The 24,461-nt window shown below is 61.5% G+C and carries 29 protein-coding genes; 13 read left to right on the forward strand and 16 right to left on the reverse strand.

Annotation, left to right across the window (positions count from 1 at the left end):
* Positions 1 to 53: 53 nt before the first annotated feature.
* The 5 genes from ABOK31_RS19275 to dnaN form a co-directional block, all read right to left on the reverse strand.
* The gene (locus ABOK31_RS19275) at positions 54 to 341 is read right to left on the reverse strand and encodes a DUF1330 domain-containing protein (protein WP_349957229.1); all 288 of its coding nucleotides are present in this window, start codon (positions 339 to 341) and stop codon (positions 54 to 56) included.
* 27 nt (positions 342 to 368) lie between these two features.
* On the reverse strand, positions 369 to 1,061 hold the full coding sequence (pyrF, locus tag ABOK31_RS19280; RefSeq protein ID WP_174175768.1) for an orotidine-5'-phosphate decarboxylase: 693 nt from the start codon (positions 1,059 to 1,061) through the stop codon (positions 369 to 371).
* 1 nt (position 1,062) lies between these two features.
* Complete coding sequence (locus tag ABOK31_RS19285) at positions 1,063 to 1,650, reverse strand: histidine phosphatase family protein (protein WP_349957232.1); 588 nt, start codon at positions 1,648 to 1,650, stop codon at positions 1,063 to 1,065.
* A 20-nt stretch (positions 1,651 to 1,670) separates the two neighbouring features.
* A complete protein-coding gene (pmtA, locus tag ABOK31_RS19290; RefSeq protein ID WP_349957233.1) occupies positions 1,671 to 2,264 on the reverse strand; it encodes a phospholipid N-methyltransferase PmtA in 594 nt (197 codons plus the stop codon).
* Between the two features lie 272 nt (positions 2,265 to 2,536).
* Positions 2,537 to 3,655, reverse strand: a complete 1,119-nt coding sequence (dnaN, locus tag ABOK31_RS19295) for a DNA polymerase III subunit beta (RefSeq protein WP_349957234.1) — start codon at positions 3,653 to 3,655, stop codon at positions 2,537 to 2,539.
* 252 nt (positions 3,656 to 3,907) lie between these two features.
* On the opposite strand from dnaN, the gene rsmI reads away from it, so the two are divergent.
* The 6 genes from rsmI to ABOK31_RS19325 all read left to right on the forward strand — a co-directional run bounded on the left by rsmI (position 3,908) and on the right by ABOK31_RS19325 (position 9,755).
* Positions 3,908 to 4,816, forward strand: coding sequence for a 16S rRNA (cytidine(1402)-2'-O)-methyltransferase (gene rsmI, locus ABOK31_RS19300; protein WP_349957236.1), 909 nt, complete (start codon positions 3,908 to 3,910; stop codon positions 4,814 to 4,816).
* On the forward strand, positions 4,809 to 5,189 hold the full coding sequence (locus ABOK31_RS19305; RefSeq protein ID WP_349957237.1) for a YraN family protein: 381 nt from the start codon (positions 4,809 to 4,811) through the stop codon (positions 5,187 to 5,189). Before rsmI ends, ABOK31_RS19305 begins: the two co-directional genes overlap by 8 nt.
* Positions 5,190 to 5,286: 97 nt before the next feature.
* Positions 5,287 to 6,282 (forward strand): endonuclease, encoded by a 996-nt coding sequence (locus tag ABOK31_RS19310; protein ID WP_349957238.1) that lies wholly within the window; start codon positions 5,287 to 5,289, stop codon positions 6,280 to 6,282.
* A 201-nt stretch (positions 6,283 to 6,483) separates the two neighbouring features.
* Positions 6,484 to 6,987, forward strand: a complete 504-nt coding sequence (locus tag ABOK31_RS19315) for a cupin domain-containing protein (protein WP_174175754.1) — start codon at positions 6,484 to 6,486, stop codon at positions 6,985 to 6,987.
* Positions 6,988 to 7,080: 93 nt separating this feature from the next.
* Positions 7,081 to 8,028 (forward strand): glutathione synthase, encoded by a 948-nt coding sequence (gene gshB, locus ABOK31_RS19320; protein WP_349957239.1) that lies wholly within the window; start codon positions 7,081 to 7,083, stop codon positions 8,026 to 8,028.
* A 194-nt stretch (positions 8,029 to 8,222) separates the two neighbouring features.
* On the forward strand, positions 8,223 to 9,755 hold the full coding sequence (locus tag ABOK31_RS19325; protein ID WP_349957240.1) for a YifB family Mg chelatase-like AAA ATPase: 1,533 nt from the start codon (positions 8,223 to 8,225) through the stop codon (positions 9,753 to 9,755).
* 99 nt (positions 9,756 to 9,854) lie between these two features.
* Here ABOK31_RS19325 and cysK read toward each other — a convergent pair whose 3' ends face one another.
* On the reverse strand, positions 9,855 to 10,823 hold the full coding sequence (cysK, locus tag ABOK31_RS19330; RefSeq protein ID WP_349957242.1) for a cysteine synthase A: 969 nt from the start codon (positions 10,821 to 10,823) through the stop codon (positions 9,855 to 9,857).
* A 136-nt stretch (positions 10,824 to 10,959) separates the two neighbouring features.
* The gene (locus tag ABOK31_RS19335) at positions 10,960 to 11,577 is read right to left on the reverse strand and encodes a LysE family translocator (protein ID WP_349957243.1); all 618 of its coding nucleotides are present in this window, start codon (positions 11,575 to 11,577) and stop codon (positions 10,960 to 10,962) included.
* A 129-nt stretch (positions 11,578 to 11,706) separates the two neighbouring features.
* Between ABOK31_RS19335 and ABOK31_RS19340 the strand changes: the two genes are divergently transcribed.
* From ABOK31_RS19340 to ABOK31_RS19350, 3 genes are read left to right on the forward strand one after another with little or no spacing between them, the layout of a single operon-like run.
* Positions 11,707 to 12,264: a cysteine hydrolase family protein gene (locus ABOK31_RS19340; protein ID WP_349957244.1), complete on the forward strand. Its 558-nt coding sequence runs from the start codon at positions 11,707 to 11,709 to the stop codon at positions 12,262 to 12,264.
* Positions 12,265 to 12,288: 24 nt separating this feature from the next.
* Entirely contained in the window at positions 12,289 to 12,921 is a 633-nt protein-coding gene (locus tag ABOK31_RS19345; protein ID WP_349957246.1) for a LysE family translocator, read from the forward strand.
* The gene (locus ABOK31_RS19350; protein WP_349957247.1) at positions 12,921 to 13,547 is read left to right on the forward strand and encodes a hypothetical protein; all 627 of its coding nucleotides are present in this window, start codon (positions 12,921 to 12,923) and stop codon (positions 13,545 to 13,547) included. The genes ABOK31_RS19345 and ABOK31_RS19350 overlap by 1 nt, the downstream gene beginning before the upstream one ends.
* Positions 13,548 to 13,549: 2 nt before the next feature.
* On the opposite strand, the gene ABOK31_RS19355 is transcribed toward ABOK31_RS19350, so the two are convergent.
* A complete protein-coding gene (locus ABOK31_RS19355; protein WP_349957249.1) occupies positions 13,550 to 13,852 on the reverse strand; it encodes an NIPSNAP family protein in 303 nt (100 codons plus the stop codon).
* Positions 13,849 to 14,763, reverse strand: a complete 915-nt coding sequence (locus ABOK31_RS19360) for a DMT family transporter (protein WP_349957251.1) — start codon at positions 14,761 to 14,763, stop codon at positions 13,849 to 13,851. The genes ABOK31_RS19355 and ABOK31_RS19360 overlap by 4 nt, the downstream gene beginning before the upstream one ends.
* A 108-nt stretch (positions 14,764 to 14,871) precedes the next feature.
* On the opposite strand from ABOK31_RS19360, the gene ABOK31_RS19365 reads away from it, so the two are divergent.
* Positions 14,872 to 15,336 carry an Lrp/AsnC family transcriptional regulator gene (locus ABOK31_RS19365; RefSeq protein ID WP_349957252.1) on the forward strand — a complete coding sequence of 155 codons (465 nt, stop codon included), beginning with the start codon at positions 14,872 to 14,874 and terminating at the stop codon, positions 15,334 to 15,336.
* Here the strand turns inward: ABOK31_RS19365 and ABOK31_RS19370 are convergent.
* Together ABOK31_RS19370 and dut are read right to left on the reverse strand one after the other, a co-directional pair.
* A complete protein-coding gene (locus tag ABOK31_RS19370; RefSeq protein ID WP_349957254.1) occupies positions 15,333 to 16,226 on the reverse strand; it encodes a GNAT family N-acetyltransferase in 894 nt (297 codons plus the stop codon). The genes ABOK31_RS19365 and ABOK31_RS19370 overlap by 4 nt on opposite strands.
* On the reverse strand, positions 16,226 to 16,696 hold the full coding sequence (gene dut / locus ABOK31_RS19375) for a dUTP diphosphatase (RefSeq protein ID WP_174175730.1): 471 nt from the start codon (positions 16,694 to 16,696) through the stop codon (positions 16,226 to 16,228). Before dut ends, ABOK31_RS19370 begins: the two co-directional genes overlap by 1 nt.
* 90 nt (positions 16,697 to 16,786) lie before the next feature.
* Here dut and ABOK31_RS19380 point away from each other — a divergent pair, with 90 nt between their 5' ends.
* On the forward strand, positions 16,787 to 18,370 hold the full coding sequence (locus ABOK31_RS19380; RefSeq protein WP_168811393.1) for a peptide chain release factor 3: 1,584 nt from the start codon (positions 16,787 to 16,789) through the stop codon (positions 18,368 to 18,370).
* Positions 18,371 to 18,408: 38 nt separating this feature from the next.
* On the opposite strand, the gene ABOK31_RS19385 is transcribed toward ABOK31_RS19380, so the two are convergent.
* Entirely contained in the window at positions 18,409 to 19,236 is an 828-nt protein-coding gene (locus ABOK31_RS19385; protein ID WP_349957255.1) for a helix-turn-helix transcriptional regulator, read from the reverse strand.
* 69 nt (positions 19,237 to 19,305) lie between these two features.
* Positions 19,306 to 19,698 (reverse strand): nuclear transport factor 2 family protein, encoded by a 393-nt coding sequence (locus tag ABOK31_RS19390; RefSeq protein WP_349957256.1) that lies wholly within the window; start codon positions 19,696 to 19,698, stop codon positions 19,306 to 19,308.
* A 304-nt stretch (positions 19,699 to 20,002) separates the two neighbouring features.
* Between ABOK31_RS19390 and ABOK31_RS19395 the strand changes: the two genes are divergently transcribed.
* Both ABOK31_RS19395 and tsaA read left to right on the forward strand, forming a co-directional pair.
* Complete coding sequence (locus ABOK31_RS19395) at positions 20,003 to 21,028, forward strand: iron ABC transporter substrate-binding protein (RefSeq protein ID WP_349957257.1); 1,026 nt, start codon at positions 20,003 to 20,005, stop codon at positions 21,026 to 21,028.
* A 23-nt stretch (positions 21,029 to 21,051) separates the two neighbouring features.
* A complete protein-coding gene (gene tsaA / locus ABOK31_RS19400; RefSeq protein WP_349957258.1) occupies positions 21,052 to 21,582 on the forward strand; it encodes a tRNA (N6-threonylcarbamoyladenosine(37)-N6)-methyltransferase TrmO in 531 nt (176 codons plus the stop codon).
* Between the two features lie 55 nt (positions 21,583 to 21,637).
* On the opposite strand, the gene ABOK31_RS19405 is transcribed toward tsaA, so the two are convergent.
* The 3 genes from ABOK31_RS19405 to ABOK31_RS19415 form a co-directional block, all read right to left on the reverse strand.
* Positions 21,638 to 21,847, reverse strand: coding sequence for a molybdopterin-binding protein (locus ABOK31_RS19405; protein WP_168811404.1), 210 nt, complete (start codon positions 21,845 to 21,847; stop codon positions 21,638 to 21,640).
* A gap of 72 nt (positions 21,848 to 21,919) precedes the next feature.
* Complete coding sequence (gene betC / locus ABOK31_RS19410; RefSeq protein WP_349957259.1) at positions 21,920 to 23,434, reverse strand: choline-sulfatase; 1,515 nt, start codon at positions 23,432 to 23,434, stop codon at positions 21,920 to 21,922.
* 20 nt (positions 23,435 to 23,454) lie between these two features.
* Complete coding sequence (locus ABOK31_RS19415) at positions 23,455 to 24,396, reverse strand: choline ABC transporter substrate-binding protein (RefSeq protein WP_349959034.1); 942 nt, start codon at positions 24,394 to 24,396, stop codon at positions 23,455 to 23,457.
* Positions 24,397 to 24,461 lie beyond the last annotated feature (65 nt).

A 24,461-nucleotide genomic window follows, 5' to 3' on the forward strand; every position in this document is an offset into this window, starting at 1 on the left:
CGCCGAGGTGAAGTGCTATCGCGCTGCATTGCAGCGTCGGCTTTTCAAAGGGTTTAAACCCCTTTGACGACGACCATTTCAGCATCAGCCACTTGCTGACGGATTTTGGCCGCGATCTGGTATTCCGGCGAGTTGTAGCAATCGACGGCATGTTGCAGCGACGGAAACTCGATGACGACATTGCGGCCGCGCGCCTGTCCTTCAAGCGGGGTAAACGCTCCGCCACGCGCAAGGAAATTCGCGCCATATTTCTCGAAGGCAGGCTTCGCGGCGGCAACGTAGTCCTTGTAGCGTTCGGGGTCGCGGACATCCACGCGCGCGATCCAATATCCCTTTGCCATGTTTTCCTCCCTGCTTGTTCTGGTCGTTTAGAGTGCTGCGTCGATCTCGGCGAGGATGGCGCGGGCGGCCTCCTTCGGATCGGCCGACTTGACGATCGGTCGGGCGACGACGAGGTGGCTCGATCCGGCCTTGATGGCATCGGCCGGCGTCATCACCCGCTTCTGGTCGCCCTTATCGCTGCCGGCCGGGCGGATGCCGGGGGTCACCAGCGCCATGTCAGGGCCGATGATCTTGCGGACGGCGGCGGACTCCTCGGCCGAGCAGACGATGCCGCCCATGCCGGCGAGATGCGCCTGTTCAGCCCGGCGCAGTACCAGCGTATGCGGATCGTATTCATAGCCAGCGGAGATGAGATCCTCTTCGTCCATCGAGGTCAGCACCGTGACGCCGAGCAGGCAGAGATCGGACCCCTTGGCCGCCTCGACGGCCGCCTTCATCGCCTTCGGATAGGCGTGCAGCGTCAGCATCGACATGCCCATCTTGACGATGTTCTCCACACCGGAGGCCACCGTGTTGTCGATGTCGAGCAGCTTCATGTCGAGAAAGATCTTCTTGCCGCTGGCGGCAAGATCGCGGGCGAATTCCAGGCCGCCGGCGAAGGCGAGCTGATAGCCGATCTTGTAATAGAGGATATCGTCGCCGAGGGCGCTGACCACTTTCTCGGCCTCCTGAAGGTTTGGAACATCCAATCCAACGATCAAGCGGTCGCGTGCGGTCATATCAAGCCCATCCCATCCAGTCTTCCATGGGTGTCCAGTCGCATGAGACGACGCGCTTCGCAAGATCGAAACAGAAAAGATTGCCGCCGCCCGGCGGCTGGTCGCCCTGCCGCGCGATCGGCTTTCCCTCCAGATGGCATTTCAGCAGCGTGCCGACGCCGCCATGACCGACGAAGGCGATGGGTACTTCTGGATCGTGCCGCGCAAGAACGGCCTCGACGTTGGAGACGATTCTCGCCTGCGCGTCGATGGCGCGTTCCCAGCCCTTGAAGCTTTCATGTGGATTGGCGAAGAACCAGTCGGCTGCCTTCTCGAACTCCGGCGGAGCCAGAAAGCCCGTGGCGCTGCGGTCATTTTCGTGCGTGGCCTCGATGATCTCGATCGGTGCGCCGCTTGCCGCGGCCAAAGCCTCGGCCGTTTCGATCGCCTTGCGCTCGCCGCTGGAAATAATGAGGCCAAGCTCTCGCGCCCAGGGGCGGCTTGCCGCCAGTCGCGCCCGCCCGGCTCCAATGTCGGACAAGCCCCATTGCGGCACCGGCACATCCGGATCGATGCGCACCTGCGGGTGCGTAATATAAAGAGCATACATGGATTGTCCCAGCGATTGCCTCAGCCGCGGCTATAGACCCAGAGCTGGGCCGGCGGAATGTTGCGGACGATGAAGTCGTAGTGGCGGATATGGTAGCGATCCGGCTTGGCGATGATCGGTGAAACCGGTCCATAGGAAATCTGCACCATGGGCCGACCGGGCGGCATGCGGTCCAAAAGGCTTTCCAGTAAGGCGACGCGCGCCTTCATCGGGAAATTGAGGAGCGGAATGCCTGAGACGACGCAATCGAAGGTCTGTCCGCGCAGCACGCCGAGCGTCGTATCGAGATCGAAGGCATCGCCATTGATGAAGTTGACGCCAGGGTAACGGCGTACGAGATGATTGTAGAAATCGGTCGAATATTCGATGGCGACCAAGTTCTCCGGTTCGATGCCGCGTCCGAGGATCGCCTTGGTGATCGCCCCGGTTCCCGGTCCGAGTTCCAACACTGGCAGGCCGGATTGGGTGTTGATGACACCAGCCATCTTGCGGGCCGTGATCGACGAGGTGGGAACGATCGACCCGACGGTCTTTGGTCCCTGCATCATGCCTTTGAAGAAACGAATCTCCTCGTCGAACTTCTTGCCCAGCCGTTCCTTGAGACGCAGCGCCATGCTCTCCCCCCACCAGATGTTACCGTCGCGACTTACATACCGCTTCTCTAGGATCTTGCAACGGGATGACGCAATAACAAGAGAAAATGTCGCAATCGACAAAGGACCAAATAAAAGCGCCCCTGCGTTGTATGAACGCATCAAAGGGCGCTTTGGTTTCGCCAGAGCCGGATGATTTTAGGTCTGTTCGACCTAAAATCATCCGGCTCTGGAATCAAAGAAGTGGAGCATGATGTTGTCCGAAAACCGCTCACACTTTTCGGCATCATGCTCTACACGCGCATCGGCATCAGCACATAGAGCGCGTCGTCGCCGGCCGTGTCGCGGATGAGCGTCGGCGAGCCGGCATCGGCCAGCAGGAACACAGCGGAATCGCCCGAAAGCTGCGCGGTGATATCGAGGAGATACTTCGCATTGAAGCCGATTTCCATCGGGTCCATCTCATAGCCGACGGCGACTTCTTCGGTCGCGCTGCCCGAATCCGGGTTGTTGACCGTCAGCAGCAGCTGGCCGTCGGACAGAGCGAGCTTCACGGCGCGGCCGCGCTCGGAAGAGATCGTCGATACGCGGTCGACGGCCTGGGCGAAGGTCTGACAATCGACGCGCATTTCCTTGTCGTTGTTGGCCGGGATGACTCGCTGATAGTCCGGGAAGGTGCCATCGATCAGCTTCGACGTCATGACGATGGAGCCGATCGTCAGACGGATCTTGGCGTCGGACACTTCGACCGTGACGACCGCGTCCGGCGAATCCACCAGCTTTTGAAGTTCGCCGACCGTCTTGCGCGGAATGATGATGCCGGGCATGCCTTCCGAGCCCGAGGGGGCGGTAACATCGGCGCGGGCCAGGCGATGGCCGTCGGTGGCGACTGCCCGAAGCTTCAGGTCACCATCGCTTTCGATCGTGTGGAAGAAGATGCCGTTGAGATAATAGCGGGTCTCCTCGGTGGAGATCGCGAACTGCGTCCGGTCGATCAGCATCTTCAGATCGGCCGCCTTCAGCTTGAAGGAGTGGCTGAAGCTGCCGGCGGTGAGATCCGGGAAATCGGATTCCGGCAGGCATTGCAGCGAGAACTTCGAGCGGCCGGAGGCGACCGTCATCGAGCTGCCGTCGGCATTGGTGGCCAGCAGCACTTCCGAGCCGTCGGACAGTTTGCGCACGATGTCGTAGAGCAGATGAGCGGGAACCGTGGTGGCGCCGGCCTGCTCGACATTGGCGGGCGTTGCCTCGGTGATTTCGAGGTCGAGGTCGGTCGCCTTCATGTCGAGGTTCGTGCCATCGGCCTTCAGAAGCACGTTGGACAGGATCGGGATCGTGTTGCGGCGCTCGACCACGCGATGTACGTGGTTCAGCGACTTCAGGAGGTTCGACCGCTCAATTGTTATACGCATGGATGCTACCGCTTTCGACCGTGACTTGCCGGGCGGCCCGAGGCGCCCGAGCGACATGTTTTCGGACGAGGCCCGAAAGATTGGACAGGCAACTTGGCAGACTTCTCCCTCTGAATGCAAGAGGCATGGATCAATTGCCAAGGGCCAATTCGACATTTCGTCGACAATGCTCCACAGGAATTGCACCGCTCTTGCCGTCCGTGCGCGCCTCGCCCATAAAGGCTGCTTATCCCAAGCGAATTCAGGACCGGCATGAACGAAGACCAATTGAGCGGCGGAGCGCGCAGTTTCCGCCTGCATAACAATCAGATTCCGGCCCGCCCCCTCGAACCGGCGCTCTATCTCGTCGCGACACCCATCGGCAATCTCGGCGACATCACGCTGAGGGCGCTGGAAACGCTCGCCGGCGCCGATGTGCTCGCCTGCGAGGACACGCGCGTCACCCGCGTTCTGCTCGACCGCTATGGCATCCAGAACAAGCCCTATGCCTATCACGAATACAATGCCGATGAGGCCGGTCCGCGGCTGCTGCAGGCGTTGGAGGCCGGCCGCTCGGTGGCGCTGGTGTCGGATGCCGGCACGCCGCTCGTCTCCGATCCCGGCTACCGGCTGGCGGTGCAGGCGATCGAGGCGGGCTACAAGGTCGTTCCGATCCCCGGCGCCTCGGCGCCGCTCGCAGCCCTTGTCGGCTCCGGTCTTCCGAACGACGCCTTCTTCTTCGCCGGTTTCCTGCCGGCCAAGGATAAAGGCCGGCGGGACCGGCTGGCCGAGCTGGCAGCCGTGCCTGCCACTCTCATCTTCTTTGAATCGCCGCATCGCATCGCCGCAACCCTTGCCGCCGCCGCCGATGTGCTTGGGGGCGAGCGCGCAGGTGCCGTCTGCCGCGAGCTGACGAAGACCTTCGAGGAATTCCGACGCGGCACATTGTCCGAACTCGCCGCATTCTATGATGCCGTCGACAATGTGAAGGGCGAAATCGTCTGGCTCGTCGGTCCGCCCGCCGAAAGCGTCACGGCGGAGGCCGATGTCGATGCGATCCTGGCCGATCTCTCAGGGACAATGCCGACCGCCAAGGCCGCGACCGAGGCTGCACGCCTCACCGGCCTGCCGCGCAAGGAGCTGTATCAGCGCCTGCTCGATATGAAGGAGCGCCATGCTTGATCCGAGGCCTGAGACAGGCGAGACGCGGAAACGGCAAAAGGCCTGGCGGCGCGGGCATATCGCCGAATATCTCGCCGCAGCCTTCCTGATGCTCAAGGGCTATCGCATCCTGGCGATCCGCCACCGCACCAAGCTTGGTGAAATCGATATCGTCGCCCGCAAGGGCGATCTCGCCGTCTTCGTCGAGGTCAAGTCGCGGCGCGGCGCGCAGGAGGCGATCGACGCCGTTTCCGTCTCTTCGCAAAGGCGAATCCGTGCCGCAAGCGATCTCTGGCTTGCCCGCCAGCCGGATTTCGCCCGCCTCTCGCAGCGCTATGATATCGTCGCCATGCTGCCCGGCCGCTGGCCGCAGCATTTTCCCGATGCGTTTTGACTGAGGCGTTACAGGACCGTCACAAAATCAGCCTATTGCCGGGCAACCAGCACTCGCGGCTTTTTCGCCGGCGCTCCTCATTTCGACAGGCTTCACCATGATCCGCAATACCGTTTCCGCCTTCACCGTTCCCTCGCAGGAAGAGCGCAAGAGCTTCGTCTCTCTCGAAAAGATCCCCACCGTTCATGCCGCGAAGCTCGCATCGCTTGCCTGCCTGAATACGGTGCGCATCGACGGGGCGGATGCGCAGGTCGAGGCCTTGGTCTTCCCGTTCACGGTCGCCGCCTGGAACCTCGAGCGCTGCCTGTTTCCCGAGGAGAGCGCGGCCAAGCTGCGGGAAACCGGAGCGCCGCTTATTCTGCTGTCGGAAATGGATCTGGGCATGGCCCGCACCGAGCAGCGCGACCCCACCGCTATCGTCGCCGGCGAACTCGGCATGAACCATGCCTATGGCGTCGAGTTCCTGGAGCTCAGCCTCGGTTCGGAAATCGAGCGCTCCTACTGCCGCGATGATTTCAATGAGAAGGGCTTTCACGGCAATGCGCTGATGGCCTCGGTCGCTCTGAAGGATGCGTTCCTGATCCGCCTGCCGGGCGAGGCCGTCTGGTTCAACGACAGCAACGAGCAGCCGCGCATCGGCGATCGCTGCGCCGTCGGCGCCATCGTCGAGACGAAGGCCGGCCCGATGGTTGCCGTTTCCGTTCATCTCGAAAGTGTGGCGACCGCTGCCTATCGCGAGCGTCAAATGGCGGCGTTGATCGATGCGGTCGAGGCCTTCGCGCCCGGCCTGCCGATCCTGATCGGCGGCGATCTCAACACCGGCAACCACACCGGCGGCGATTACGCGACCGATACGCTGTTCGCCATGGCCGAGGGTCGAGGCTTCGAATGCCACGGCGGCCCGCTCGACCAGACAAGCACGCGCCCGAGCCTGATCACGCGCTTTCCCGATCGCGCCATGAAGCTCGACTGGTTCATCGCCCGCGGCCTGAAGATCGGCGAGAGCCACCTCGTTTCCTCTCTCAACGGAGAGGGCAAGCCGCTCTCCGATCACGACATGATCGTCTGCACGATCGAAGGTTTTTCCGCCTAGTGCATGTCGCGCAAAAGTGTGCGGCGGTTTTGCGACAACGACATGCATGAAATCAAAGGGTTAAAGCGCGAGAAGCGAATCTGAAAGATCGCGATGCGCTTTAATCGCTGCAATCGTTAAAATGCGTTCGGTTTGATGAACCGTGCCGTTACTCCTTCCATGCGATGAGATCGTAGACGCGCATGGAATTTGGGGGATTGCATGGTCTTGAAACTGATGTTGGCGAGCATGGCGGCCTTTGCCGCGCGTGCCGTCCCGGTCGTTGTTGCGATGTCGCCGTCGAAGAATTTCGTGGCGGGCGCCAGCGACGAGATGGAAATGAAGCCGTCGCCGATCGAACGCTCCTGGATATTGTCGGGCGATCCGGTTGCCCGTATCGCCGAGCACTCGCGCGGACAGGACGATGCCGCGATGACTGCGCTGTGGGATTGCACCGCAGGCGAATTCCGCTGGTATTTCGGCTGGGATGAAACGGTGATGATCCTCGAAGGCGAGGTTCACATCACCACGGAAGACGGTGTCGAGCGCACGCTGCATGCCGGCGATGTCGCCTATTTCGCCGGCGGCACCTGGGCGACATGGCGCATCGACCGCTATCTGCGCAAGGTCGCCTTCCTGCGCAAGCCGTTCCCGAAGCCTTTGACCATGGCTTATCGTCTGCGCAACCTCGTCCGGCAAGGCAACACGCAGGGCCTTGCCGCCTGAGTGCCGCACAGCTCCACGGAAGCGATTGAATAGCCGTTGCGTTTGCAGGCGGGCCGACCTACATCTGTCCGCAAATTCGAGCGAGGGCTGACTATGGCTGGTATCAAGAATGTTGCGGTCCAGATGGACCATGTCCGGAGCATCAACATTGCGGGCGACTCGACCTTCGCCATGAGCCTCGAGGCGCAGAACCGCGGCTACAAGCTCTTCCACTATACGCCCGAGCGGCTGAGCATGCGCGACGGCAAGATCTATGCCTCCGTCGAACCGATGATCCTGCGCGATGTGAAGGGCAATCACTTCGAGCTCGGCGAGGCCGAGCGCGTCGACCTCTCGACCATGGACGTGGTGCTGCTGCGCCAGGACCCGCCATTCGACATGGCCTACATCACCTCGACGCATCTGCTCGAACGCATCCACCCGAAGACGCTCGTCGTCAACGATCCGGCCTGGGTGCGCAACTCGCCCGAAAAGATCTTCGTCACCGAATTTGCCGATCTCATGCCGAAGACGCTGATCACCCGCGATGCCGGCGAAATCCGCCGCTTCCGTGAGGAGATGGGCGATATCATCCTGAAACCGCTTTACGGCAATGGCGGCGCTGGCGTTTTCCATTCGACGCGCGACGACCGCAATCTCTCGTCGCTACTCGAAATGTTCGGCCAGCTCTTCCGCGAGCCGTTCATCGCACAGCAATATCTGCCTGACGTGCGCAAGGGTGACAAGCGCATCATCCTCGTCGATGGTGAGGCCGTCGGCGCGATCAACCGCGTACCGGCCGAGCATGACGCCCGCTCCAACATGCATGTCGGCGGCCGTGCCGAAGCGACCGATCTGACGGCGCGCGAAAAGGAAATCTGCGCCCGCATCGGCCCCGCGCTGAAGGAGCGTGGCTTCCTGCTCGTCGGCATCGACGTCATCGGCGACTACATGACCGAGATCAACGTGACGTCGCCGACCGGCATCCGCGAAGTGAAGCGCTTCGGCGGCGCCGACATCGCCAGCCTGCTCTGGGATGCGATCGAGGCCAAGCGGGCCTGATCGGCTGTTCTCGACCACGCTTCCAGCTGGACAATAATGCGCACTCAGTCATGTCGATGATTTCGGCATGACTGAGAGAAGCTTCTGTTCATTTATTGTTCTTGTTTCATTCCTTGTCTTGTGCCAGATTGCAACCCGAAGTTTGCTGATCGGGGCACGTAACGGCAAACGGGTTCCGCGACAGGGGATAGGGCATGGTAGCGCGCGTCAGTACGGTGGCGTTTCAGGGCATTGAGGGCGTACCCGTCGAAGTGCAGGTTATGATCGCGCCCGGCAAGGTGCTGATGCATATCGTCGGTCTGCCGGACAAGGCTGTCGCAGAGAGCCGGGAAAGGGTTCAGGCAGCGCTGCACGCTTCCGGCCTTGCGCTGCCGCCAAAGAAAGTGACAGTCAATCTTGCGCCGGCGGATCTGCCGAAAGAAGGTAGCCATTTCGACCTTGCCATCGCGCTCGGCCTGATGGCGGCGCTCGGCGCGATCCCTGCCGATGCCCTGTCGTCCTACACCGTTATCGGCGAGCTCAATCTCGATGGCACGATTGCGCCTGTTGCCGGCGCGCTTCCCGCGGCGATCGCCGCCAACGCTGCGGGCAAGGGCCTGATCTGCCCGGCCGAAAGCGGGCCGGAAGCTGCCTGGGCCGGCAAGGAGATGGACATTCTGGCGCCGCGCAGCCTGATCGCGCTCGCCAATCATTTCCGTGGTACGCAGGTCCTGTCACGGCCGGAGCCCTCCGTTCGCGCGAGTGCTGCCAATCTGCCCGATCTTGCCGATATCAAGGGGCAGGAAAGCGCCAAGCGCGCCCTGGAAGTGGCGGCGGCCGGCGGGCACAATCTTCTTTTCGTCGGGCCTCCTGGCTCCGGCAAGTCGATGCTCGCCTCGCGCCTGCCATCGATCCTGCCGCCCTTGTCGACGAACGAGCTGCTTGAAGTGTCGATGATCCATTCGATCGCCGGCCAGCTTTCGGGCGGCAAGCTCTCCGACCGGCGGCCCTATCGCGCGCCGCATCATTCGGCCACCATGGCGGCGCTGGTCGGCGGCGGTCTGCGCGCGCGGCCTGGCGAGGTGTCGCTCGCCCATCACGGCATTCTCTTCCTCGACGAGCTGCCGGAGTTTTCACCGCAGGCGCTCGATGCGCTGCGTCAGCCGCTCGAAACCGGCGAGTGTGTTATCGCCAGAGCAAATCATCGCGTCGCCTATCCGGCCGGTATCCAACTCGTGGCGGCGATGAACCCGTGCCGCTGCGGCATGGCTGGCGAGCCGGGGCACACCTGCGCCCGTGGGCCGCGCTGCGCGAGCGATTATCAAGGTCGCATTTCCGGCCCGCTGCTCGATCGTATCGATATCCGCATCGATGTGCCGGCGGTCTCCGCCGCTGATCTCATCCGGCCAACGGCCTCGGAAAGCAGCGCCGATGTTGCTTTGCGTGTCGCCCGTGCCCGCGAACGGCAGCGGGAGCGTTTCGAACGGGCTGGCATGATGGAGATCACCACCAACGCCCGCTGCTCGACCGCGATGATCGAAACCATCGCCGAGCCGGATGCATCAGGCCTACAGCTGCTGCGTGATGCCGCCGAGAAAATGAAATTCTCCGCCCGTGGCTATCATCGCATCCTCAAGGTCGCGCGAACGCTTGCCGATCTGGACGATAAACCAACCGTTGGGCGCATCCACCTTGCTGAAGCCATCTCCTATCGCATCGCCGGCGAGCGGCTGGCCGCGCATGCCTGAAAATCCGGAGCTGAGGTGGCACGGTGCTGTCTTCGGCTTGTCCGAACAAAAAAGGGGCGCCGCAGCACCCCTTTCTCAATCAATTTATTGCAGCTCATTTCAGCCGCCAAGGCCTTCGAACAGCGCCGTCGACAGATAGCGCTCGGCGAAGGAGGGGATGATGACGACGATGGTCTTGCCTTCGTTTTCGGGACGCTGGCCAATCTTGATGGCTGCCGTCAGCGCCGCGCCGGAGGAAATACCAACAGGCACGCCTTCGAGCTTTGCGACGAGCCGGGCCTGTTGAAACGCCTCGTCATTGCTGACGGTGATTACCTCGTCATAGACATGCGTATCGAGAACCTTCGGCGCGAAGCCGGCACCGATGCCCTGGATCTTGTGCGGGCCGGGATTGCCGCCCGAAAGAACCGGCGAATCCGTCGGCTCGACGGCGATGACCTTGATGTCTGGCTTGCGGGCCTTCAGCACCTGGCCGACGCCGGTGATCGTTCCGCCGGTGCCGATGCCGGAAACGAAGATGTCGACCTTGCCGTCGGTATCGTTCCAGATTTCCTCAGCCGTCGTCTTGCGATGGATTTCCGGATTGGCGGGATTTTCGAACTGCTGCGGAATGATGGCATCCGGCAGCGACGCGGCCAGTTCTTCGGCCTTGGCAATCGCTCCCTTCATGCCCTTCGGTCCCTCGGTCAGCACCAGCTCGGCGCCGAGCAGCGCCAGCATCTTGCGACGCTCGATCGACATGGTCTCCGGCATGGTAAGGATCAGCCGGTAGCCTTTGGCGGCTGCGGCAAAGGCAAGCGCAATGCCTGTGTTGCCTGAGGTCGGCTCGATCAGCACGGTCCGGCCGGGAGCGATCTTGCCCTGGGTTTCCAGGCTCTCGATCATGGCGACGCCGATACGATCCTTCACGGACGCGATGGGGTTGAAGAATTCGAGCTTTGCCAAGAGGTTGGCCTTGACGCCCTTCTCCTTCGCCAGCTTGTCGAGGCGGACGATCGGCGTATCGCCGATGGTCTCGGTGATCGAGGCATAGACGCGGCCGCGGCCGGGTTTGCGGGTGTCGGACATGGGTAGCTCTCCCTATATTGGATTTATGCAATGACAATAGGATCAAACGGCTGCGGAAACCAGAGTGTGCACACGTTCGCCGCGCAAGGTGCGTGAGAAAAGAATCTCCCAATCGCCTTTGTTGAGAATGTTTTTTTCAGGCGGCGCGCGCTGCGATGAAGGCGGCGGTGGCGGCGAGGATGCTGGCGGCGACCCGGTTCAGGATCTGCAGCGCCCTCGGCTTCTTGAGAAAGGTGCGCGCCCGCGACGCCAGCAGCATATAGGGCACGAGAACGATCAGAAGAATGACGAAAGTCGCTGCCACCAGGGTTGCGTATTCGCGCAGGCCAATGCTGCCGATATCGATCAGCGTCGGCACCAGCGCGACGTAGAAAAGCATGGTCTTCGGATTGCCGAGCGTGACAAGCAGGCCCGAGAGGAAGGACATGCTGGCGCCGTTGGATTTCTTGGCCGCGATATCGGCCGCAAGCAGGCCCGCCGTCCAGAGCTTCCAGGCGATGTAGCCGAGATAGAGCGCACCGGCGATCTTGATGACGATGAAGACCTCGGTGAAGGTCTGCACCACGAAGGCGAGGCCGAGGATCACGGCAGTCAGGTAGATCGTGTCGCCGAGCACGAGACCGAGGCCCATGAAGAAGGTCTCGCGAAAGCCGGAGCCAAGCGCCCGCGCCACGATCGCCGTAATGCCTGGACCGGGGATGGCGGCGGCGATGAAGAGAGCGCCGCAATAGGCAAACAGGGCCGCGAGCGTCATGAAGCTTTCCTCCTGAGATGGTATTCGCTCTATCGCACCACTTCTGCGTTTTCAAGCGATTGCGCCGGCGCCGCGAACATATTACCAAGGCGTTAACGGCGCGTCGAAACTGCTTTGCCCAAGGATATCATGTCTTCCGCATTGCTCCTGATCGATCTTCAGAATTCCATCCTGACAGGCCTCGGGAAACCGGAGCGTCAACCGGCCATTGATGCCGCGCTCGAGGCTGTTATCGCCAAGCTTGCGGCGCTGAAACACAGCGCCCGCGCAGCCGGCATTCCGGCCTTTATCGTCCAGCATGACGGCGCGCCGGGGCATCGGCTGGTCAAGCGCAGCGAGGGCTGGCAGCTGCGCCGGGAAATCGCGCCCGAAGCCGGCGATGTCGTCGTGCATAAGACAAGCTGCGATTCCTTCTTCGAGACGGATCTGGAGGCGCGGCTGCGGGCGCGGGGTATCACCCATCTCATCGTCGGCGGCTGCATGACGCAATTCTGCGTGGATACGACTGTGCGGCGCGCCGTTTCGCTGGGCTTCGACGTGACGTTGATTGCGGACGGGCACACCACGGCGGATATGGGCCGGCTGAGCTTCGAAGACATTGTCACCCATCACAATATGCTGCTTGACGGCTTCGATGCCGGGCCGCATGAAATCAAGCTGGTCGCGTCCACCGAAATTTCCTTCTGAAGCCCTTTTCCCGCCGGAGGCTCTATGCCGCATCTGACCAGCATGATCGCCTTTGCCCTGATCGCTCTCGGCATGGTGCTGACACCCGGGCCGAATATGATCTATCTGGTGTCGCGTTCGATCTCGCAGGGGCCGGCGGCGGGCCTGATCTCGCTCGGCGGCGTCGCCTGCGGCTTCCTCTTCTACATGTTCTCGGCCGCGCTCGGTATCACCGCCTTCGTCTTTGCCGTTCCCTTCGCCTATGATGCGCTGCGGCTTGCGGGTGCGGCCTATCTCGCCTGGCTTGCCTGGAATGCGCTGAAGCCTGGCGGCCGTTCCGCCTTTCAGGTGCGCGAGCTGCCGAAGGATAGCACGCGCCGGCTCTTCACCATGGGGCTGGTCACCAGCCTGCTCAATCCGAAGGTCGCAATCCTTTATTTGTCGTTGCTGCCGCAGTTCATCGATCCCGTCGCCGGCAGCGTCTTTACTCAATCGCTCGTTCTCGGTTTTGCGCAGATCATCATCAGCGTGACATTCAATGCCATCTTCGCGCTGAGTGCTGGCTGGATCGCGATGTTCCTCACCCGCCGCCCGTCCTTCGCGCTGGTGCAGCGCTGGCTGATGGGCACTGTGCTGGCCGGGCTCGCCGTGCGCATGGCTTTCGAGGCCCAGCGGTGATGCGGAGCGCTTCGCTGCCGCTCGCCACCAGCCTTCTGGCACTCGCATCGCTCTGGAGCGCCGCTTCGGCGGCGGAGACGGGCACGCAGACGATCGTCTTCATGCGCCATGGCGAAAAGCCCGAGGCGGGTCTTGGCCAATTGAGCTGCCAGGGCCTCAACCGAGCGCTGGCTTTACCACCGGTGCTGACAAAACTCTTCGGCAAGCCGGCGGCGATCTTCGCGCCTGATCCATCGAAGCGGAAGAAGGATTCCGGCACTTCCTACGATTATATCCGGCCGCTTGCGACCATCGAGCCGACTGCCATTGCGCTCGGGCTGCCTGTCGATACCAGCTTCGGTTATGAGGATATCGACGATCTGAAATCCGAGCTGAAGAAGCCGGATTATGCCGGCAAACTGATCTTCGTCGCGTGGGAGCACAAGCAGATCGTCGATCTCGCCCGTCAGCTGATGAGCGAGAACGGCGGTAATGCGAAGGCCGTGCCGAAATGGCATGGCAAGGATTTCGACAGCCTCTATGTGCTGCGCATCGGCGGGAGCAAGGCCGGATCGACGGCGACATTCGAAAAGATGGCCGAAGGCCTCGACGGTCGCTCCGAAGTCTGTCCGAATCCGGCTCAATAACCTTAGAATACCGGCCGCATGAAGCTGCGCTCGTAGCTGATGATGCAGCGTGTTTCCTCGCCATAGGCAAGGGCGGCCTGGCATTCCGCATCTTCGGGTATTTTCAGCCGATATTCCTCATAGGCGGTAAGGCTCGGGAAGCTGAAAAGCGCCAAAGCGACGTTATTGGCGCCCTCATGCGGCATGAAATAGCCGTGATGCATGCCGCCCAGCCGGTTGACCAGTGGAATCCAGAGCTTGGCGTAATGCTCGAACTGTGCAAGCTTGTAGGGGTCGATGACATAGCGCAGGTAGCAGGTGATCATTCGGCCGTCCTCTTGGAAAGATCGATGTTTCTATGCCAGGGCAGGGGGATCGTCCAGCCAAGATTCATGCCGGCCGCAGCCCCGAGAATGATGATTGCACCGAAGATCTGCGCGACGCCGAGCACATGGCCGAAGGCGAAGCGGTCGACGACGATGGCGGCGATCGGATAGATGAAGGACAGCGCGCCAGTCAGATGCGTCGGCAGCTTCTGGATGGCGCCGTAGAGCAGCACATACATTACTCCGGTATGGACGACGCCCATGGTAACGAGGATCGACCATCCGCCAACATCCTGGGGTGCCGCCGAGAAATTGGTGAAGGGCGCCAGCATCAGGATGCCCGTCGACACCTGGATCAGCGCGATCAGATGCGGCGGCGTGCCCTTCAGCCATTTGGCGGCGATCGCCGCCAGCGCATAGAAGAAGGCCGCACCCAGCGAAAGCAAGATGCCGATCGCATAGCTTCCCGAACCGGCAGCTTCGGCCGGCTTGCCTTCGACAATGACTGCCATGCCGGCAAAGGCGAGGCCAAGCCAGAAGAGCTTGGTGAAGGTAATCCGTTCGCCGAGGAACATTGCGCCAAGCCCGAGCAGCATGAAGGGCTGCGTATTGTAGACCGTCGTGGCGATGGAAATGGAAGCGTGGGAATAGGCCGCGAAAAGCAGCAGCCAGTTGAGGACGATGGCGATCCCGCCGCCGACCGCGATGGAAAACGTCTTGAGAGTGAGGATGCCGGGACGCAGCAGACCCATGGCCGCGCAGATGATAAGCAGCGTCAGCGCGCCGAAGAAGCAACGCCAGAAGACGACCCCGGTTACGGCCTGCCCGGACATCAGCACGAACCAGCCGATCGTGCCTGAAATCAGCATCGCCGCCGTCATTTCCATCGTGCCGCGCTTTATCTCGTTCATCGCCTTGGCTCCCATCTATCGGAGCCAATCATATTGCGGGTCAGGGGCAGGTGATATAAGTTTAATAAGGTAATCCTGCGAACTTGCCTAATTAAACGAGGCTATAACATGAGTGCTCCTAATGCGGCCTTGAATCTCGATGATACCGATCAGCGGATGCTCGCGTCGCTGGCGCGCAATGCGCGGATATCCTTGAAAGAGCTTGCCGAAGCAGCCGGCCTCTCGTCGCCGAGTGCCGCGGAACGGCTGCGGCGGCTGGAAGAGCGGGGTATTATTTCAGCCTTCACCGTCGATATCGCGCCGGAGGCCATCGGCTATCCGCTGCAGGCGATCGTTCGCATCCGGCCTCTGCCCGGCCAGTTGCATGTGGTCGAGCGGATTATTCAGGAGACGCCGGAGTTCATCGAATGCGACAAGGTCACCGGCGATGATTGCTTCATCGGGAGGCTGGTGGTGCGCTCCATGGGCGAACTCGATGGAATATTGGACAAGATCACGGAACGCGCCGAGACGAATACCTCGATGATCAAGGCGACGCCCGTCAAGCGTCGGCTGCCGCCGCTTTCGCGCTAAAATTCCGCCATCGGCGAGAGCATGAGCGGTCCGGCGATATCGTCCGCCGCTTTGCCGCGCACCATCAGCATCGTATAGCCCTCATAGGGCTCCAGCGACGCCTCGCAATCCAGGCGATCCGGAGAAAAGCAGATTTCGATACGCTCGGGTTCGATGTCGAGCGCAGACAGGATGGTTGTCAGTGAGGGGATGGCTGGCCCCACCACATCGAGAATCCAGAAGGTGGCGCCGTCGAACGTCCACGCAACGACCGTGTCGTCAGCAAGCGCCGTCAGGCGGATCGCAGAGTTGAAAGAGGCATTCAGCAGAAACATCTCCATCTGCCTGACAACGGCAAATCGGGTGGAGACCGGCTGCCGGTCTTGCAGCAGCGTCTTGACCATGTGCAGATCTTCAGGTGTTTCCAGCGAGAGCTGCCGGGCAGTCAAATCGGATTTCTGGGGCTTTGGCACTCGCGCGACGGAGATATGTTGCGGCAGGATGCGAAAGCCGTAACGCTCATAGAGCGCCGGCTTGTCGGTGAGCAGGAGATCGAGTTCGTAGCCTTCGGCTGCAGTTCGGGCAAAGGCGCGCTGCATGAGATCGCGATAGAGGCCTCGCTCGCGCCATTCTGGCCGGACCGCACCCGATTGATAGCCTGCTGCCTTGATGACACGGCCATTGATGACCATCGGCATGGAAAAGGCGCTGAAATTGGCGACGCAGCGCCCCTCGCTATCAAAGTAGCCGAAGGGCATGCTTGTCGGGTCCGGGCCGCCGAATTGGTCTTGAATGCTGACGTCGATCGAGAACGTGTCTTGCAACAGATCAACGAGGCTCGACCATGCGGCGCGATCAGCGAAATAATCCTGGCGCAGGGTCAGGCCAAGCGCTTGGGCAAGCTCCGGCATCACACGCCGGTCGAGCCGAAACCGCCTGCTCCGCGCGTAGTTTCGCTGATCTCGGCAATCTCGGCGATACGCACCTGCATGACCGGCGCTATCACCATCTGCGCGATGCGCATGCCACGGGTGATCTCGAACGGCTCCTCGCTGAGGTTGGCCAGCAGCACCTTCACTTCGCCGCGATAGTCGCTATCAATGGTTCCGGGCGAGTTCAGGCAGGTGATGCCATGCTTGAAGGCAAGCCCAGAACGCGGACGGATCTGCGCCTCGAAGCCTTCGGGGACTTCGAAGATAAAGCCTGTTGGAACGAGCACCCGAGTCCACGGTGCGATCGTCAGCGTCGCACCGTCGTCGATGGCGGCACGCAGGTCCATACCGGCCGCGCCCTTGGTCTCGTAGGCGGGCAGTTCCAGGCCCTCGCCATGCGGCCGGCGAATGAGGTTCAAGGTCGGAGTGATATCGGTGTGAATGGTCATGCGGCAATAGTTTGCCTTCGAAAGCCGGAGTCAATTGCATTTGGAGCTTTGAGTCGCTAGATACGGCCGCAATTCACAGGATTCACACGCATGGCCGAAAGTCTAGCCGAGGCGGTCTCCCGCCGCCGCACATTCGCTATTATCGCTCACCCGGACGCGGGCAAGACGACGCTCACCGAAAAGCTGCTGCTGTTCGGCGGCGCCATTCAGCTCGCCGGCGAAGTCAAGGCGAAGAAGGATCGCATGCAGACGCGCTCCGACTGGATGAAGATCGAGCGTGAGCGTGGCATCTCGGTCGTCACCTCCGTCATGACCTTCGAATATGAAGGCAATGTCTTCAACATTCTCGATACGCCCGGTCACGAAGACTTCGCCGACGACACCTATCGCACGCTGACGGCTGTCGACGCCGCGGTCATGGTCATCGACGCCGCCAAGGGTATCGAGCCGCGGACGCTGAAGCTGTTCGAAGTCTGCCGTATGCGCGACATCCCGATCATCACCTTCATCAACAAGATGGACCGCGAAAGCCGTGATCCCTTCGAGATTCTCGATGAGGTCGAAGAGAAGCTGGCGCTGGATACGGCGCCGATCACCTGGCCGATCGGCCGCTCCAAGACCTTCTGCGGCTCCTATCATATTGCCGACAACACCGTGCGCGGTTCCGATACCGAGGTCGAGGCGACCAAGGTAAACGGCCCGCAGGCCGTTGCAGACCGGTTGCCGGAAAACGAGCGTCAGGCCTTCATCGACGAGACGGAACTGGCGATCGAGGCCTGCCGTCCTTTCGACCGGGAATCCTTCCTCGAAGGTCACATGACGCCGGTCTTCTTCGGCTCGGCGCTGCGCAACTTCGGTGTTCGCGATCTCATCAATGCGCTCGGCGCATTCGCGCCGCCGCCGCGCGACCAGGTCGCCGATATCAGAACGGTTCACGCCACCGACGACAAGATGACGGCCTTCGTCTTCAAGATCCAGGCCAACATGGACCCGAACCACCGCGACCGCATCGCCTTTGCCCGCATCTGCTCCGGCAAGCTGGAGCGCGGCATGAAGGCGCGGCTGTCGCGCACCGGCAAGCAGCTCGGTCTCACAGCGCCGCAGTTCTTCTTCGCCTCGCAGCGCCAGCTCGCCGATACCGCCTATGCCGGCGATGTCGTCGGCATCCCGAACCATGGAACGCTGCGCATCGGTGATACGTTGACGGAAGGCGAATCCCTCGTCTTCCAGGGCGTGCCGAACTTCTCACCGGAAATCCTGCGCCGCGTTCGTCTCGAAGATGCGATGAAGGCAAAGAAGCTCAAGGAAGCGCTGCAGCAGATGGCCGAAGAAGGCGTCGTGCAGCTCTTCTCGCCGGAAGACGGGTCTCCCGCCATCGTCGGCGTGGTTGGCGCGCTGCAGCTCGACGTGTTGAAGGAGCGGCTGATGGCCGAATATGGCCTGCCGGTTTCCTTCGAAATGTCGCGCTTCTCCGTCTGCCGCTGGATCTCGGCTGACCAGTCCGCCGACCTCGAAAAGTTCGTCACCGCACGTCGTGGTGATATCGCCCGCGATCTCGACGGCGATCCGGTCTTCCTCGCACAGGACGGCTTCTCGCTGCGCTACGAGGCCGAACGTTACCCGGCTATCAAGATGGTCGCCATCAAGGAATATCACGCCGTCAAGGCGGCCTGATGTCGGAGACTGCAGCCACAGGCAATCGGCCTGTGGCATCACCCTTCGGCTGCGTTCATCAGCGCGGCGTAACATGTCTCCGTGGCGTCATCGAGCGGAAACATGCATTCGACCCGCAACTCCTGGGTCGTGATCATCTGCGGCGTTCCGACTGTCGTCACCAGTGAGAAGAATTCCAGAACATGCCCGTCCTTCACGAAGGACAGGGGGATCACTGGCGCATTCTCGATCGCCGGCGATGTCTGCCATTCGGCGTTCACGTCAGGGTAGGCGAGCAGGCTATCGATAAGCTCCTTCGTCCGTGCGTCGATGACGCGACCGACCGACTCGCGGAAAACACGCCCCATAAGGCTTTCGGCCGTCTTCTCCCAATCCGGAATGAAGGGCCGCATGCCTAACGGATCGAACATCAGATGCAGGAGATTGCGCGGCTTCGGGCGTGCGTCCATATCGGTGAAGTGACCGAAGAAGCGCAGCGTCGCATTGTTGGTCATCAGGACATTCCAGTAGCGGTCCATCACGATGGCGGGGAAGGGCTCGTGCTGAAGCAGCATGCGCTTGAGTGCGTTGCTGACGCCCTGCATCTCCTGATCGTCAAAGCTTCCTTCGGAGTAGATCGGCGCATAGCCGGCGGCGAGTAGCAGCGTGTTGCGCTCGCGGAACGGCACGTCCAGGGCATCGGCGAGCCGCAGGACATTCTGGCGGCCGGGCGTACTCCTGCCGCTTTCGATAAAGCTGATCTGCCGCTGCGAAATGCCGGTATCGAGGGAGAGCTCGAGCTGGCTCTTGCCGCGTGTGTCGCGCCATGCGCGCAGCTGCGGTCCGAGCTCGTTCGACAATCTCGGTTCGGCGCGAAGGGAACTCATCCTGCAAAGCCTCGCTTCGTTCGTTTGATGTGGCGGGGCCATATTGGGCAGCCCCGCCTGCTTCGGTTCTTATGAGAAAGCGACCGGCCCGACCGAGCCGTACCAATGGCGTACTTTCGTCGGGTCTGCCTCGTCCATGTAGAAGAAATGCGTCATGACCGGTTTGACCACCGGCTGGGTGCGGTCATTAGGGGTCATGGTCACGGTTCCTCTGAACACTTTCAGCGATCCGGCGTCCCAATATTCGGTGACATCGTGCAATGCCGTGAAGCCGGTATCGATGAAGGCGCGCAGGTTCTGGCGAATGGTCTCGCGCCCCTTCCAGTCGGCAATGCCGAGATTGCATGTGGCGTCTTCCGCCAGGCAATCAAAGCCTTCGCCGAAGGTCTTGTCGTCGATTTCCCGCCAGAAGGCGAGCAGCCATTGCGGGGCTTCTTTCTTGGTGAATGACATGGTCGTCATGGAATTCTCCTGAGCTTGCCGTTCGAGTGACGTCGTGGCCATCGACGTCATGCCGGGCTAAAGCTCTCTTTCGTTGAAGGGCTAAAAGCTCTTCCTGCAAGAAGATGGTCTTTAGATACTCCAGGGCGAATGCCGTTCTCAATTACATGCGATGTAATGAAAGCCCGGCCAATCATGCCTCAAGCCGACGTGATCGGTTCGGATGCGTTTCGTTTTGGAATAGTGCCTTCGCGATGTTCCATCCGATATAGCGCTATGCCATAGTGCCGCCCCGGGGTCCCCTCGATCAGAACGAGCAGCTTTCATGATAAGATTTCTTGCGGTTCTTGCTCTGGCCTTTGTTGGCCTGATGCCGGTCGCAGCCGAGGCGCGAATCATCACCGATGCGGCTGGACGCACGGTGTCGGTGCCGGACAAGATCAACCGCATTCTGGTGGCCGGGCCGCCGGCAACCGCGTTGGTCTACGTGCTGGCGCCTGAAAAGCTGGTGGGCTGGGTTCACGCGCCCGATGACGCCGCCAAGGCCTATCTGCTGCCATCGGTGCGGGCGCTGCCCACCATCGGGCGCCTGACGGGCAAGGACGGCACGATCAGCGCGCAGGCGGTCATCGATGCCAAGCCTGACATCATCCTCGATGCCGGCACGGTCGACCCAACCTACAAGGCTCTGGCCGACAAGGTGCAGTCTCAAACGCATATCCCCTATGTCCTGGTCGATGGCAGCTTTGCCCGCACCGCCGATACGCTTCGCGATCTCGGCGCCCTGATCGGCGTCAAGGATCGCGCCGACAAACTTGCCGACTACGCCGATTCGGCGATCAAGGATCTGAACGAAAAGCTGGCGACGCTGCCGAACGATCCGCGCCCGCGCGTTTATTACGGCCGCGGCGCCGATGGTCTGGAAACCGGGCTCTCCGGCTCTATCAACCTCGAAATTCTCGATGCCGTGGGCACGATGAATGTCGCCGCTGCCGCCGGCAAAGGTGGGCTCACCAAGGTCACGCCGCAGCAGGTCGTCGGTTGGAATCCGGATATCATCATCGCCGAGAACCCCAGTTTCGCGGCTTCGGTAAAGAGCGATCCACAATGGGCTGCGATCAAAGCCGTCAAGGATGGCAAGATCTTCGTGCCGCCATCCTTGCCCTTCGGCTGGTTCGATTCCCCACCCGGCGTCAATCGGCTGCTCGGCGTGCGCTGGATGGAGAAGCTGCTCTATCCGAAGCTCTTCCGCAGCGACTTTGCCGATGACGTGAAGCAGTTCTACAAGCTGTTCTATCAGGTCGATCTGACCGATGATCAGCTGACGACCCTGCTGAAGGGCCTGAAGTAACCGCAGGGATCAGGGAGGCATTCATGGTTCGGGAAAACGAAATTCGCGAAAACGAGGTGGCTGTCGAACCGCCCGCAGCCTCGGATGCCGGTCTCACATTCATCGGCCGCATCTCCACACCCTGGACATCGCGCATGGAGACGCCACGGCAGGGCAGGCATGACGGCCCGATCTGCCGGATCGAGATCTTCGAACCCTGGGTGCCGGCACTGAAGGGGGTGGATGTCTTCGAGCGGCTGGAAGTTCTCTATTGGCTGGATCGGTCTCGGCGGGACCTCGTGCTGCAAAGCCCGGCCAGCAATGGCAAGGTGCATGGCACCTTCTCGCTGCGCTCACCCGTTCGGCCCAATCCCATTGGTACGTCCATCGTCAAGCTGGAAGCCGTCGAGGGTCCCGTGCTGCTGGTGCGCGGCCTCGATTGCCTGGACGGCACGCCGCTGCTCGATCTGAAGCCGGATCGCACTCTATTCAAACCGATCGCGCCGCCGCAGCCCGGAGATTTCCAGACCGGCGACGGCGAAACCGCGCATTACTGCCAGAAGCGCGATGCTTAGATTGTTTTACGCAATTCCGGACGGAAAACCGCTGCGCGCTTTTCCTGGAACTGCGTTAGTCGACAGCGACCATGACGTCGGATGCCTTGATGACGGCATAGGCCGAAGATCCTACCGTCAAGCCCAGCTCGTCGACGGCCTCGTTGGTGATCGAGGAAGTCACGATCGAGCCGTTGCCGATATCGATGCGGACATGCGCGGTCGTCGCACCCTTGGTGACTTCGACGACCTTGCCTTTGAGGCGGTTTCTTGCGCTGATTTTCATGGATAGTCTCCCTTGTGATGCGCGCGACCTTATCGCCTCAACCGGCAATGGGCTACCGAAATCCTGTTCGCCCTATTCCCCGCGCGGAAACCGCTGGTTCTCCTCCAGCACGTTGAGATCCATGTGGTTGCGCATGTAGCGCTCCGAGGCCTTCTGCAGTGGCTGGTAGTCCCAGGGATAATAGGCGCCGTTACGCAGGGCGGTGTAAACAACCCATCGCCGTGCCTGGCTTTCGCGCACGGCAGCGTCGAAGCTTGCAAGGTTCCAGCGTGTCATGGCCTGCGCCGTCAGCCGGTTCAGCGTTTCCGCATAGGCCGGGTCACTGGCCAGGTTATTAAGCTCCTTCGGGTCCTCGGCGATATTGAAGAGCATCGGCGGGTCCTTCTCGCAAAGGGTCAGCTTGTAGTGGCCGTCGCGTAAGGCAACGAGCGGCGCTTCGGAGCCCTCCGCGGCATATTCCATCGGCACGGGACTCCGGCCTCCGGTTCCAAGAGCCAGCGGCGTCAGGTCCTCGCCATCGGTCCAGCGACGCAGCGAGGCAATGTCGATGCCGGCAAGGGCGGCTAGCGTCGGCGTCACGTCCAGCGTCGAAACCGGCTGGTCGATCCGCTTCGGCTGCCAGCCGGGGGCTGCGATCATCAGCGGCACGCGAGCCGAGCCCTCGAAGAAGTTCATCTTGAACCAGAGCCCGCGCTCGCCGAGCATGTCGCCATGGTCGGAGACGAAGAGGATGATAGTGTTGTCGGCCATACGGCCGCGCTCGAGCGTTTCGAGAATCTCGCCGATCTTTTCGTCGACATAGGAGATGTTGGCGAAATAGCCGCGCCGCGCCCGGCGGATCTGCTCCGGCGTGATGTCGAAAGCGGTGTGGTCGCACGCCTTCATCAGCCGCTGCGAATGCGGGTCCTGCTGATCGAAGGGAATCTCGCCAACCTCAGGGTCGAGCGCCGGGCAATCCTCATAGAGATCCCAGAAACGGCGGCGCGCGACATAGGGGTCGTGCGGATGCGTGAAGCTGACGGTCAGGCACCAAGGCCGTTCGTCTTGGCGGCGGGAGAGGTCGTAGAGCTTGCGGGTCGCATGATAGGCGACCTCGTCGTCATACTCCATCTGGTTGGTGATCTCGGCAGTGCCCGCGCCGGTCACCGAGCCGAGATTGTGATACCACCAGTCGATGCGCTCGCCGGGCTTGGTATAGTCGGGCGTCCAGCCGAAATCGGCGGGATAAATGTCCGTCGTCAGGCGCTCCTCGAAGCCGTGCATCTGGTCCGGGCCGACGAAGTGCATCTTGCCCGACAGCGCCGTTTGATAGCCGGCGGCGCGAAGGTGATGGGCAAAGGTCGGAATGTCCGAGCAGAATTCGGCGGCATTGTCGTAGACGCGGGTGCGGCTCGGCAGTTGCCCGGACATGAAGGAGGCGCGCGCCGGCGCACAGAGCGGGCTTGCCGTATAGCTATTGGCAAAGCGCACGGAGCGCTTCGCCAGCGCCTTCAGGACCGGCGCATGCAGGAAATCGGCCGGGCCGTCGGGAAAGAATGTCCCGTTGAACTGATCGACCATGAGGATGAGGATATTCGGGCGGGACATGCTGGTGTCTTTCTTGAAACTCAGAGGCCGATGGCGGCTTTGACGGCGTCGAGGCCGGGCTTGCCGTCGATAGTGGTGACGCCGGCAAGCCAGGGCGTCAAGGCATCCGGATGCGCCTTCAACCAGGCGGTCGCCGCATCCTTGGCGCTGTCGCCGCCGAGGATCGAACCCATCAGCGAATTTTCCATGCCGATGTCGAAGGTCAGGTTATGGAAGAGCTTGGCGGCATTCGGGCATTGCGCCGACCAGCCGGTGCGCGCCAGCGTATAGACTTCGGCGCCGCCGTAATTCGCGCCGAAATAGGCGTCGCCGCCGGAGAGATAGGCGATCTTGAACCGCTCGTTCATCGGATGCGGCGCCCAGGCGAGGAAGACGATCGCCTGCTTGTCCTTCGAGGCGCGCTCGACCTGCGACAGCATGGCCTGCTCGCTCGATTCCACCAGCTCCCAGCCCTTCAGGCCAAAATCGTTGGCGTCGATCATCTTCTGGATATTGGCATTGGCCGGCGCACCCGGCTCGATGCCATAGATCTTGCGGCCGAAATCGTCGCCATGTTTCTGCAGATCTGCGAAGTCTTTGATGCCCTTGTCAGCGGCATAGGTCGGGACAGCGAGCGTGAACTTCGCTCCCTCAAGATTGCGGTTCAACACCTCGGCTGCCTTCGCCTTGTTGAGATCGTCAACGAAAGCCTTTTGCGCCGGCATCCAGTTGCCGAGGAAGACATCGATCTCGCCCGTCTTCATGGCCTGGTAGCCAATCGGCACGGAGAGGGTCTTGATATCTGGCTCGTAGCCGAGCGCGGTCAGTAATACGCCGGTCACGCCGTTGGTCGAGGTGATGTCGGTCCAGCCGGGGTCCGACATATGGATGGTCTTGCAGCTATCGCCATCGGCCCGGGCGATGCCGGCAAAGGAAAGGACGGAAAGAAGAGCGCCGGCGGCCAGCCGACCCGTTGCAGACATGCGCATGACGAAGGCTCCCTCTTGTTATTGGATTCTTTTATTGAACATCACTAGAGTTCCTCCTG

Source organism: Rhizobium sp. ZPR4 (genome assembly GCF_040215725.1).
Classification (GTDB): Bacteria; Pseudomonadota; Alphaproteobacteria; order Rhizobiales; family Rhizobiaceae; genus Rhizobium; species Rhizobium rhizogenes_D.

What these genes read in the sequence shown, in the direction of transcription:
- ABOK31_RS19275 (WP_349957229.1), bottom strand. Translation starts at nt 341, where the DNA reads ATGGCAAAGGGATATTGGATCGCGCGCGTGGATGTCCGCGACCCCGAA.
- pyrF (WP_174175768.1), bottom strand. Translation starts at nt 1,061, where the DNA reads ATGACCGCACGCGACCGCTTGATCGTTGGATTGGATGTTCCAAACCTT.
- ABOK31_RS19285 (WP_349957232.1), bottom strand. Translation starts at nt 1,650, where the DNA reads ATGTATGCTCTTTATATTACGCACCCGCAGGTGCGCATCGATCCGGAT.
- pmtA (WP_349957233.1), bottom strand. Translation starts at nt 2,264, where the DNA reads ATGGCGCTGCGTCTCAAGGAACGGCTGGGCAAGAAGTTCGACGAGGAG.
- dnaN (WP_349957234.1), bottom strand. Translation starts at nt 3,655, where the DNA reads ATGCGTATAACAATTGAGCGGTCGAACCTCCTGAAGTCGCTGAACCAC.
- rsmI (WP_349957236.1), top strand. Translation starts at nt 3,908, where the DNA reads ATGAACGAAGACCAATTGAGCGGCGGAGCGCGCAGTTTCCGCCTGCAT.
- ABOK31_RS19305 (WP_349957237.1), top strand. Translation starts at nt 4,809, where the DNA reads ATGCTTGATCCGAGGCCTGAGACAGGCGAGACGCGGAAACGGCAAAAG.
- ABOK31_RS19310 (WP_349957238.1), top strand. Translation starts at nt 5,287, where the DNA reads ATGATCCGCAATACCGTTTCCGCCTTCACCGTTCCCTCGCAGGAAGAG.
- ABOK31_RS19315 (WP_174175754.1), top strand. Translation starts at nt 6,484, where the DNA reads ATGGTCTTGAAACTGATGTTGGCGAGCATGGCGGCCTTTGCCGCGCGT.
- gshB (WP_349957239.1), top strand. Translation starts at nt 7,081, where the DNA reads ATGGCTGGTATCAAGAATGTTGCGGTCCAGATGGACCATGTCCGGAGC.
- ABOK31_RS19325 (WP_349957240.1), top strand. Translation starts at nt 8,223, where the DNA reads ATGGTAGCGCGCGTCAGTACGGTGGCGTTTCAGGGCATTGAGGGCGTA.
- cysK (WP_349957242.1), bottom strand. Translation starts at nt 10,823, where the DNA reads ATGTCCGACACCCGCAAACCCGGCCGCGGCCGCGTCTATGCCTCGATC.
- ABOK31_RS19335 (WP_349957243.1), bottom strand. Translation starts at nt 11,577, where the DNA reads ATGACGCTCGCGGCCCTGTTTGCCTATTGCGGCGCTCTCTTCATCGCC.
- ABOK31_RS19340 (WP_349957244.1), top strand. Translation starts at nt 11,707, where the DNA reads ATGTCTTCCGCATTGCTCCTGATCGATCTTCAGAATTCCATCCTGACA.
- ABOK31_RS19345 (WP_349957246.1), top strand. Translation starts at nt 12,289, where the DNA reads ATGCCGCATCTGACCAGCATGATCGCCTTTGCCCTGATCGCTCTCGGC.
- ABOK31_RS19350 (WP_349957247.1), top strand. Translation starts at nt 12,921, where the DNA reads ATGCGGAGCGCTTCGCTGCCGCTCGCCACCAGCCTTCTGGCACTCGCA.
- ABOK31_RS19355 (WP_349957249.1), bottom strand. Translation starts at nt 13,852, where the DNA reads ATGATCACCTGCTACCTGCGCTATGTCATCGACCCCTACAAGCTTGCA.
- ABOK31_RS19360 (WP_349957251.1), bottom strand. Translation starts at nt 14,763, where the DNA reads ATGAACGAGATAAAGCGCGGCACGATGGAAATGACGGCGGCGATGCTG.
- ABOK31_RS19365 (WP_349957252.1), top strand. Translation starts at nt 14,872, where the DNA reads ATGAGTGCTCCTAATGCGGCCTTGAATCTCGATGATACCGATCAGCGG.
- ABOK31_RS19370 (WP_349957254.1), bottom strand. Translation starts at nt 16,226, where the DNA reads ATGCCGGAGCTTGCCCAAGCGCTTGGCCTGACCCTGCGCCAGGATTAT.
- dut (WP_174175730.1), bottom strand. Translation starts at nt 16,696, where the DNA reads ATGACCATTCACACCGATATCACTCCGACCTTGAACCTCATTCGCCGG.
- ABOK31_RS19380 (WP_168811393.1), top strand. Translation starts at nt 16,787, where the DNA reads ATGGCCGAAAGTCTAGCCGAGGCGGTCTCCCGCCGCCGCACATTCGCT.
- ABOK31_RS19385 (WP_349957255.1), bottom strand. Translation starts at nt 19,236, where the DNA reads ATGAGTTCCCTTCGCGCCGAACCGAGATTGTCGAACGAGCTCGGACCG.
- ABOK31_RS19390 (WP_349957256.1), bottom strand. Translation starts at nt 19,698, where the DNA reads ATGACGACCATGTCATTCACCAAGAAAGAAGCCCCGCAATGGCTGCTC.
- ABOK31_RS19395 (WP_349957257.1), top strand. Translation starts at nt 20,003, where the DNA reads ATGATAAGATTTCTTGCGGTTCTTGCTCTGGCCTTTGTTGGCCTGATG.
- tsaA (WP_349957258.1), top strand. Translation starts at nt 21,052, where the DNA reads ATGGTTCGGGAAAACGAAATTCGCGAAAACGAGGTGGCTGTCGAACCG.
- ABOK31_RS19405 (WP_168811404.1), bottom strand. Translation starts at nt 21,847, where the DNA reads ATGAAAATCAGCGCAAGAAACCGCCTCAAAGGCAAGGTCGTCGAAGTC.
- betC (WP_349957259.1), bottom strand. Translation starts at nt 23,434, where the DNA reads ATGTCCCGCCCGAATATCCTCATCCTCATGGTCGATCAGTTCAACGGG.
- ABOK31_RS19415 (WP_349959034.1), bottom strand. Translation starts at nt 24,396, where the DNA reads ATGTCTGCAACGGGTCGGCTGGCCGCCGGCGCTCTTCTTTCCGTCCTT.